This window comes from Deltaproteobacteria bacterium GWC2_65_14 (assembly GCA_001797615.1).
Taxonomy (GTDB): domain Bacteria; phylum Desulfobacterota; class Deferrimicrobia; order Deferrimicrobiales; family Deferrimicrobiaceae; genus GWC2-65-14.
The window spans coordinates 56,057-57,975 of the sequence record MGPV01000020.1; the positions used below are offsets into that span (position 1 = coordinate 56,057).

Consider the following 1,919-nt stretch of genomic DNA (forward strand, 5'->3'; position numbering starts at 1 on the left):
CCTGCGAAAAGTGTCATGGTCCTATGAGTAAGCATCTTGCAGAGGCGCCCGGCCTGCTTACTTCAGATAAAAAGCCCACAGTAGTCTCCTTTGGGGAGATATCCCACAACCAGAAGAACATGATATGCGAACAGTGTCATACTGGCGGGATGCAGATCGGCTGGAAGGGAAGTCCGCACCAGAGGACCGGAGTGTCGTGCGTAAACTGTCATTATGTGATGGAGAGGAGAAGCGACAAATCCCTGTTCGTATCAGAGAATGCGACAAAGGCATGTGTGCGCTGCCATAGTGACAAGAAGGGGCAGATACTTAAATCGTCTCATATGCCTGTAAGGGAAGGCAAGATGGGCTGCGAAAGCTGCCATAACCCCCATGGCTCGGGCAACCCCAAGATGCTCAAGGCAGGCAGTGTCAATGACTTATGCTACTCCTGTCATGCGGAGAAGCGAGGGCCTTTCGTATGGGAGCATGCGCCTGTGCGCGAGAACTGCTCAAACTGCCATGACCCTCACGGTTCAAACAACCCAAAGATGCTTACTTCCAAGGGGCCGTTCCTCTGCACAAACTGCCATCAGTACGGGGGCCATGTCAACGTGCCGAGATACAACAGGCAAAGCGCTCTCTTTGGACAGGGTTGCATCAACTGTCACAGCAGGATCCACGGCTCTAACCACCCCTCAGGGGCTAAATTTACGAGATAGGAGGCTGAAATGTACAGAAAGATTATGCTGTTAATAACGTGCCTTATCGTCTCCCTGGCGCCTGTCGCTGTCTTCGCAGAAGACAAGGACCTGGGGGAAGGCGAGGCAAAGGTTGAAGTAAAAGAAAGATTTGAGTCGACAGGAGAGATAAAGATCGGCGTTCAGGCAGTGGATGAAAAAGAAGGGGAATCAGCAAAATTCAATGAATACCGGGACATAGAAGACGGCTTCTATCTTTACAAGTTCAGCGTGGAGGGGGTTGACAACGACAATGGCCGCTATATCGAGTTTAAGGGGACAAACGTAGGCCGGGACGACCAGAACCTAAAGTTGAGGGGCGGCGGCGCCGGCAAATGGGGTGTAGAGGCCGAGTGGGACGAGATACCCCATAACCTGAGCGAGAAGGCAAAGACCCCTTATGATTACCAGGGAAACGGTGAATACACAATATCGGGTAATGCAGGGATAACCAGTATTACTAACCCGACTGGTCAGTTTTCCAATGTGGCGACATTCTTAAATAACACTGTCATCCCCCATTCAACAGACCTTGGAACCCAGAGAGAAAAGGGTAGTGTTGCTCTGGCCTATACGCCGACTTCAAGGCTCAAATTTAAGCTCGGCTATTCTGATGAAAAGAAAGAGGGCACACAGATAACAGGAGCTCCTCTGGGGTCAAGACCGCCAAATACGGTTAATGTCCAATTGCCGGAGCCTGTGGACTATCAGACAAAAGACCTTAAGCTTGAGGCTGAGTATAACGGGAAGAACTTCCAGGCATTGGCCTCATACCTCATTTCGGACTTTACAAACGATACCGACTCACTCACATGGCAAAGCATGTTTTTCGGTGCGACAGGGGCTAATGACTATAATAGCGGACTTGGAGCAGGGAATACAGTATCTACTACAGGCAAAATGGCCCTTGCCCCCGACAACAGGTATCAGAACACGTCGCTATCCGTGGGTGTAAACCTTCCTCTGGACAGCAGGCTTACTGCAACGGCATCAGTTGGCGCCATGAAACAGGACGAGGAACTTCTCCCCTATAGTACGTCGGCCTTTACTTCACTTGCCGGAGCCCCTGTCGCTCTTCCAAGGTCAACTGCCGACGCTGAGATAAAGACGACCCTGTATAACGTGGAGTACAGCATAAACCCGCTTGACAGCACAAACGTTCACGCCTTCTATAGGTACTACGACCTGGACAACAATACC

At 50.9% G+C, this 1,919-nt stretch carries 1 pseudogene; it reads left to right on the forward strand.

What is annotated here, in order from left to right:
- The first annotated feature begins 710 nt into the window (after nucleotides 1-710).
- Nucleotides 711-1,919 (forward strand): annotated as a pseudogene (locus A2X88_03450) (hypothetical protein).